The organism is Rheinheimera sp. (genome assembly GCF_036568245.1).
Lineage (GTDB): Bacteria > Pseudomonadota > Gammaproteobacteria > Enterobacterales > Alteromonadaceae > Alishewanella.
Map to the genome: position 1 here is coordinate 1 of NZ_DATCSY010000099.1, position 7,595 is coordinate 7,595.

8 protein-coding genes and 1 tRNA gene are annotated in these 7,595 nt (G+C 51.4%); 5 read left to right on the plus strand and 4 right to left on the minus strand.

Annotation, left to right across the window (positions count from 1 at the left end):
- Both VIN66_RS04360 and VIN66_RS04365 read right to left on the minus strand, forming a co-directional pair.
- Positions 1 to 768, minus strand: a 768-nt coding sequence (locus tag VIN66_RS04360) for a DEAD/DEAH box helicase family protein (protein ID WP_331922856.1), incomplete at its 3' end; no start/stop codon positions are given.
- Positions 765 to 1,349: a class I SAM-dependent methyltransferase gene (locus tag VIN66_RS04365; RefSeq protein ID WP_331922857.1), complete on the minus strand. Its 585-nt coding sequence runs from the start codon at positions 1,347 to 1,349 to the stop codon at positions 765 to 767. The genes VIN66_RS04360 and VIN66_RS04365, both read right to left, overlap by 4 nt.
- Positions 1,350 to 1,526: 177 nt before the next feature.
- Here VIN66_RS04365 and VIN66_RS04370 point away from each other — a divergent pair, with 177 nt between their 5' ends.
- The 3 genes from VIN66_RS04370 (at position 1,527) to VIN66_RS04380 (ending at position 2,333) form a co-directional block, all read left to right on the plus strand.
- Positions 1,527 to 1,712, plus strand: a complete 186-nt coding sequence (locus tag VIN66_RS04370; RefSeq protein ID WP_331922858.1) for a hypothetical protein — start codon at positions 1,527 to 1,529, stop codon at positions 1,710 to 1,712.
- Between the two features lie 87 nt (positions 1,713 to 1,799).
- On the plus strand, positions 1,800 to 2,039 hold the full coding sequence (locus VIN66_RS04375) for a type II toxin-antitoxin system ParD family antitoxin (RefSeq protein WP_134058295.1): 240 nt from the start codon (positions 1,800 to 1,802) through the stop codon (positions 2,037 to 2,039).
- A gap of 3 nt (positions 2,040 to 2,042) precedes the next feature.
- A complete protein-coding gene (locus VIN66_RS04380; RefSeq protein ID WP_331922859.1) occupies positions 2,043 to 2,333 on the plus strand; it encodes a type II toxin-antitoxin system RelE/ParE family toxin in 291 nt (96 codons plus the stop codon).
- Here VIN66_RS04380 and VIN66_RS04385 read toward each other — a convergent pair.
- Positions 2,319 to 2,945: a hydrolase TatD gene (locus tag VIN66_RS04385; RefSeq protein ID WP_331922860.1), complete on the minus strand. Its 627-nt coding sequence runs from the start codon at positions 2,943 to 2,945 to the stop codon at positions 2,319 to 2,321. The genes VIN66_RS04380 and VIN66_RS04385 overlap by 15 nt on opposite strands.
- Before the next feature lie 449 nt (positions 2,946 to 3,394).
- Positions 3,395 to 3,471: transfer RNA gene (locus VIN66_RS04390), tRNA-Arg, on the minus strand.
- 169 nt (positions 3,472 to 3,640) lie between these two features.
- Here VIN66_RS04390 and VIN66_RS04395 point away from each other — a divergent pair.
- A complete protein-coding gene (locus VIN66_RS04395; RefSeq protein ID WP_331922861.1) occupies positions 3,641 to 5,563 on the plus strand; it encodes an ATP-binding protein in 1,923 nt (640 codons plus the stop codon).
- A 157-nt stretch (positions 5,564 to 5,720) separates the two neighbouring features.
- Positions 5,721 to 7,595 (plus strand): M3 family metallopeptidase (locus VIN66_RS04400; RefSeq protein ID WP_331922862.1); only part of this gene is annotated, 1,875 nt, incomplete at its 3' end.

The window sequence follows — 7,595 nt, forward strand, 5'->3', positions numbered from 1 at the left end:
CGCGTCAACTTGCCTTGCATCAAACGCCGCCAGCCAGGTTTTACCCATGCCGGTAGCCAATACAACTAAGCCACGTTTATAACCTTGCTGACGACTTAGTTGTAGCGCTGCCAATGCATCCTGTTGGGCCGGGTTCGGTGTGATGACGGCTTCTTGTTCAAGCTCTGCGCCAACCAACTGTAAACGTTGCTGTCGATTTTGCTGATAGCGCTTAAGGTAGTCGGCCAGAACCTGCTCGGTCAGTGGGACGCTCTGTTTATGAGTAAAAATACTGACAAACTGGCGGCGAATATCAGTGAACTGACAATTAGCCTCGGCAGCGACAAAATCATGCCGCAAGGTCCATTCATGCGAAGTTAACAGGGCGGTGCGGCTGATGTTATTTGAACCGACATAAGCGCAACCTTGCTCTGTTGTCCCGTTTTGGCATTTGACAAAAATATAAGCCTTCATATGAAAGGCAGTGTTGGCACCACAGCAAAACAACCTGATGGCTGCGCCGCGCTCTGAGAGTAATAACAGTTGGCGTAACGCTTCCGGCGCGGTAATTTGCAAATAATCCGACGTCAGAATTTTGATGCTGGCACCGGCAGCAAGCGCATCTGTAAGTGCCGGTAACAATAAATGTATGCCTGAGGTTTGAATAAAAGACACGCTTATTTCAATCTCAGAAGCATGATTAATGGCATAGATTAACTTTGGCAGCAAAGGATCAACCGCACCGCCAGTGGTGAGAATATTACCCTGATACAAGGTTGTTGCCGTCAAACCCGTGCCTCCAGTAACGCATTAAGCCATTGCTCATGTTTGCGGCCCGGCCTGGCATCAGCTGTGGCCCAGTACTCTGCTATTTTTAGACGGGTATCTGATAAAACAACACCCAAGCGGTCAGCCGTCATTTGGGTAAAACAGCGGCCATCACGCTGCACTTCACCTGAACCTAACTTAAAAGAGCAATAAAGAACACCACGCGACTTTAGTAGTGAACCAAGGTGATTAAATGTTACAGCAAGCTCAGCTTCCGCGATGTGCAACAAAGATGCACAAGCCCAGATCCCATCGAAATGGATATCGGACTGATAAGACAGAAACGTACTAAGACGTACATCAAGCCCGGTTAACTCACGGGCTAAACGCACCATTTCCGTACTGGCATCAAATGCACAAACAGTAAAACCCTTAGCAAGAAAGAAACGGCTATCGCGTCCCGTGCCACACCCCGCATCTAAGATAATGCCATCGGGCGGCAGTTTTGGTAAAAAACGGGCATAAAGCGCTGACATGTCGACATTAGTCGTGTCTGCGGCAAATTGGCTGGCATTAAGGTTATAAAACTCGACTGACATCATTAGCGCCTTACTTAATTGGCGATTGTTGTACCAATAACCAGCAGCTGCATCAATAAAAATGTATCTGTCTGCAAGTTATAAATCGGCATACCTCCTATCCCATCTTTGATCCAGCGCACAACAGCACTATGCCTAACCCTGTAAATTAGCACCAACTAATTAAACAAGGATAACCCAATGAGCAACCTGAAAACCGTTTCTGTTACCGCCAATATGGCTGATGGCTTTGCCATTAATAGCGTGATCGATGGCCACACTGTGCAAATTGACCAGCCGGTAGCGGCTAAGGGCACGGGCACCGGGCCTACCCCGCTGCATGACAATTTAAGCCACACCAGCGAAGTGGTGCATAGTTTGGCTTAGGCTGATAGGTATAAATCTGAGCAGCAAACTTGACAAAGTTTGCCATAGCAGCACAATTAGCTTAATTGCAGCAACAGAGACAAGCTAATGGCCACCATGAACGTATCGCTACCCGATGGCATGAAGCATTGGGTTGAGCAACAAGCGGAAACCGGACGCTACAGTAACGCCAGTGATTATGTGCGTGACCTGATACGGCGCGATCAGGAGCGGGCCGTAAAAGTCGCCCACCTACAACAGCTGGTTGATGAAGGCATTAATAGTGGCCGGGGGAAGCGCACTATGGCAGAACTTGAAGCCGCAGCGCTGGCCAAATTAGCGCAGTAAAGCATGGCTTATATTCTTAGCCATAAAGCTGAAGACGATATTATTGCTATTTTTGTTGCCGGTGCAGAGCAGTTTGGCTTGCTGCAGGCGCAGCGTTACCACCAGCAATTAACCACGACTTTTGAGTTTTTGGCTGACAACCCGCTAGCTGCACCTGTGCGTGAAGAACTTACCCCTTCTGTTCGGCTACACCCCGTCGGTTCGCACCTGATTATTTACCAACTTGAAGCTGACAACAGTGTTTTTATTATTCGTGTGCGCCATGCACATGAAGATTGGTTAAACAATAGCTAACGGCTTAACCACAAACTCTCTGGCGCCTAAATCCAGCGCCAACGCACGCAGCTCGTTTTGCTGTGCTACCGGTGCATAAGCAAAGCAAGTAACCTGCAAGCCCGCTTCACTGGCGGCATGGATAAACTGACATAGTTCGCTAAAACCATACTGCGTCGGCTTTACCGCTTGCTGATAGGCTGGCGGGTTAGCGGCCGGCAGGTAAATGTCTAACTTTTCAACTTCCAGCTCAAGCAACTGTTGGCACAATGCCGGCGCATCAGCTGGTGCCACTAAACCATAAGTAACCAGCGTTACCGGCACGCCATGCCGTTTTTGTTTAAATACCGGTAAAAACTCTGCCAGTACATCAGTGTGCAGCAAAGGGTCACCAATACCGCCCAGCGCCAGGCCCTGCAATTCAAACTCGGTAGAAGCCTGCTGCTCGTAGCCGCCCTGATAAGCCTGCTCGGCAGCATCGAGCAATTGCTGCGCAGAGGGCTGTGGCGCCAGCTGAGATAGCAACACACTTTCGCCAGCCAGTTGCAACAACGACTGCGCCGCCGGCAAACGGCTACCACAGTGCAGCGTTAACCGCTGCTGCTGAAAGTAATGAAAAGGTGACGAGGCCATAGCGCCCTCCGCAGATGTTTGAGCAGAAAGTAGCATAACTGAGGCGAAGTTTCTGAGAAAGCAGGTTTGTTTTGGCGCATCCGATAGGATTACTCGGGCTATCCTGCCCTCGCCCTACGGGCCAGCTGAAGCTGTTCCAAATCGTTCCAGACTTATTTACTCGTATCATCCTGATACTCGCCCCGGTGGGGCCAGCTAAAGCTGTTCTAATGTGATCCAGACACATTAGTGTGTCGAACCTAACGGTTCGCCTCCTTCGGAGTGCATAAACAAAAAAACCACCCTGCGGTGGTTGCACCCGATAGGATTGATTCGGTGCATCCTGCACCTCACCCTCGGGGCGTCGCTTACACGACGTCAAAATCGGCTGTCCTGCCGATTTTTCGAACGTAGGTTCTAATCCACGGGTACACAAAACAAAAAACCGCCAGATTGGCGGTTGTTTGTTTTGGCGCACCCGATAGGATTCGAACCTATGACCTCTGCCTCCGGAGGGCAGCGCTCTATCCAGCTGAGCTACGGGTGCGCAATCTGCAGTTATGCAGAAGCTGCGCATTATAGACAGCCTTGTGGTGTGTGTCTATCGCCTGGCTGCGCGTTTTTTCAACACTTAGCATTAACCCGCTTATTTACAATACCGGGCGCTTAGCGCTAGAGTGAAGGTTGACGTTATTTCGGGCGCTATGCTTTAGCAAATGAAGAATAAATTTCTGCTGTCATTCTGGCAATGGACGCTGTTGCTGACACTACTGCTGTGTACGGTTTTTGCTACCGAAACTCTGGTGCAGAATGAGCATCAGTATGCACGCAGCCTGCAGTTTCGCCACGAAATAGCCAGCGCCGGCCAGTTGCGGGCGTTAATTGAGTCGGAACTGAATATCCCTTTGTACCTGACACTTGGCCTGACCGCCCATATTCAGGCCAATAACGGCAAAATTTCTGAAGCCGAAATGCAGATGCTACTGCCAGAGCTGGCCCATCAGGCCCGGCATATCCGCAATATTGGCGTTGCACCTGATAATACGCTGCGCTACGTTTATCCGCTTAAAGGTAACGAGCAGGCTGTGGGCCTGTACTACCCCGATTTAACCGAACAATGGCCGGAGATTGCCGCCATTATTGCCCAGCGCGAAGCGCGTCTGGTTGGCCCTATTGATCTGATTCAGGGCGGTACAGCCTTTATTTACCGCATACCTGTGTATCTGGGCGCCGACGATTACTGGGGCATTGTCAGCACGGTGGTCGATATTGGCTCGGTCTGGAATATGCTGGAAACCCAGACCGCAGAGCAGGAAGTTCAGGTGTCTATTCGCAATTTGTCCGAACTGGGCCACGGCGGGACAGTGTTTTATGGCGATCGCAGCCTGTTTTATGATGACAGCCTGCTGCTGAGCATCAGTTTACGCGGTGCTTTGTGGCAAATGGCGGTGCGCTCTGTTGCCAAACCACGCGATAACAGCGGTGAAATCCGCCTGGCGGCATACAGTGCCGCCTTGCTGTTGCTGACGTTATTAACCTGGCTGCTGATCTCGCGCCAGCACCTGCGTAACAGCGTCAGCGCGCATCAGCAAAGCAAGCTGTACCTGCGCAATATGATGGACAACGTCACCGATGCCATTATTACTACCACTCAGGATGGCATTATTGAACAGGTAAACCTGTCGTGCTATCCGATGTTTGGCTATGCCGCCAATACGCTGCCGGGCATGCACTGGTCGGAATTACTGGCCGAACCGCACCGGCTGGATGAGCTTTACAGCGCGACGTCCAGCGCGAAAACTGAATACGAAACCCAGGGACGGCGCCGTGATGACAGCCTGTTTCCGATGGCGGTAAACCGCAGCCACATCAGGTTGCAGCAACAAACCAAGCAACTGCTGGTGCTACGCGATTTATCTGACCGTCACCAGACCGAGCAACTTAAACAACAGTTTATTTCAACGGTCAGCCACGAGCTGCGCACGCCACTGACCTCTATTAACGGCGTGTTGGGACTGGCGGTGTCCGGAGCCCTGGGCGAGCTTAGCGGCTCACAACAGCGCATGTTGCAACTGGCCCAGACAAACTGCCAGCAACTTACCGCTTTGGTGAATGACTTACTCAATGTGGAACGTATTTCCAGCGGCACGCTGGCAATGCAGCTGCGCCCGGTTGAGCTGCAGCCGCTGATCAGCCACTGCCTGGAACAGATCAGATTGCTGCATCCGGGTATTAAGTTGCAGCTGAATTGTCCGCCAGAGTTACTCACGTTAGTGGTGAACGCCGATGCAGCACACCTGCAACATGTGCTGCAGCACCTGTTAGGTAACGCTGTTAAATTTTCACCGGCCGGTGGGCTGGTTAGTGTAAACATCAGCCGGCACAGCGCACAGGTGCGCATCCAGATAGAAGATCAGGGGGAAGGCGTAGCAGAACATTTTGTACCGCATTTGTTTACCCGCTTCAGCCAGGCAGACAGTTCAGACACCAGAACTCACTCCGGTACCGGCCTGGGCCTGGCAATAAGCCGCAGTCTGGTAAGCCAGATGCAAGGCAGCATGGGCTACAAACCAGCACAGCCACAAGGCAGCTGCTTTTACATTGATTTACCTTATATCGACACAATACAGCCGCAATAGTTGCCCTGAGCGGGCTTTTATCTTACTTTGTTGGCTGCTCGCTGCAAACCGGGTGCGTATGCACAGTATTTTGGCATACTCGAACTCGCCCGGTGCTAAGCGCCGTTAATTACTATAACGACATACCGTAACGACAGCCTCTTTCAGGGAGATATTCATGCGTAAAACTCTTATTGCCACTACAGTGACTGCTGCACTGGCGCTGGCCGCCTGTTCAGACAACAGTGCACCACAGCAAACTACCGCCCAGCAACCTGCAGCAGAAGCAACAACCGCTGCTGAAGTGGTTTCCAGCAACCCATTAATGGTGAAAAGTACCTTGCAATACGAAGCGCCGAATTTTACTGAAATTAAAGATGAACACTTCCTGCCGGCATTTGAAGAAGGCATGAAGCAGCATATGACTGAAGTGCTGGCCATCGCAGGCAACCCTGAGCCGGCAACGTTTGACAATACGCTGGTGGCGCTGGAAAAAAGCGGCGAGCTGTTAACCCGGGTATCGCGCATTTTCTACAACCTGGCAGGTTCCAGTTCTAACCCGCAGCGGCGTGAAATTCAGTCTGAAATGGCACCCAAAATGGCCGCCCACTCAGACAACATTAACCTGAACCCACAGCTGTTCGCCCGGATCAAGAGCCTGTACAACCAGCGCAATGACTTGGGCCTGGATGCCGAATCCGTGCGCCTGATTGAAGTGTATTATGATCGCTTTGTCCGTGCCGGCGCTCAGCTGACGGAAGAGCAAAAAACCGCTATCCGCGCGCTGAACGAAGAGCACTCGAAGCTGACTAACCAGTTCTCGCAAAACCTGCTGGCAGAAACCAAAAAAATCGCCGTTATCGTTGATACCAAAGAAGAGTTAGACGGCTTATCAGACTCGCAAATTACTGCCGCAGCTAATGCCGCTAAAGAAGCCGGCCATGAAGGCAAGTATCTGCTGAGCATCACCAACACCACCCGCCAGCCAGTACTGAGCCAGCTCAGCAACCGTGACCTGCGTAAACGCGTATGGGAAGCGTCAGCTAACCGTAACCAGAGCGGTGAAACCGATAACCGGCCTATCGTGGCCCGTTTAGCTCAGCTGCGTGCAGAGCGCGCCAAACTGTTAGGCTATGACAACTGGGCCAGCTACGGCCTGGAATCGCAAATGGCGAAAACACCGCAGGCTGTGTTTGATATGTTAGGTTCTATGGTGCCTGCGGTTATTGCCAACACCAATAAAGAAGCTGCGGCTATTCAGGAAATGATCAAACAAAAAGGCGGTGACTTTGAACTGCAGCCTTGGGACTGGGAATACTACGGCGAATTTGTGCGTCAGGCGAAATACGATCTGGATGAAAACGAAGTTAAACAATACTTCGAGTTTGACCGCGTATTAAAAGATGGCGTGTTCTATACCTTTAACCGCTTGTACGGTATCCGTTTCGAGCCGCGCCCGGACTTACCAACTTACCACCCGGATGTAAAAGCGTACGAGCTGTTTGATGCCGACGGCAGCAGCCTGGCTATTTTCTACGCCGATTACTTTGCCCGCGAAGGCAAACGCGGTGGCGCCTGGATGAGCTCTTTTGTGGGTCAGTCTAAACTGCTGGGGCAAAAACCGGTGGTAGTAAACGTGATGAACATTCCAAAAGCGCCGGAAGGTGAGCCAACACTGGTCAGCTACGATAACGTGACCACTATGTTCCACGAGTTAGGCCATGGCCTGCATGGTATGTTCTCTGACGTAAACTACCCGACGCTGGCCGGTACTTCTGTATCGCGTGATTTCGTCGAATTCCCATCTACGTTTGAAGAAGACTGGGCAGCCCACCCGGAAGTAATTGCAAATTACGCCAAGCACTATAAAACCGGTGAGCCAATTCCGGCTGAACTGCTGGATAAAGTGATGAAATCACGCAGCTTTAACCAAGGCTTTGACACATTGGAGTATATGTCTGCTGCCCTGCTGGATATGGAGTGGCACTCACTGAGCGCTGACGAGCCACTGCAGGATGTAAATGAGTTTGAAGCGGCGGCACTGAAAAAGCAC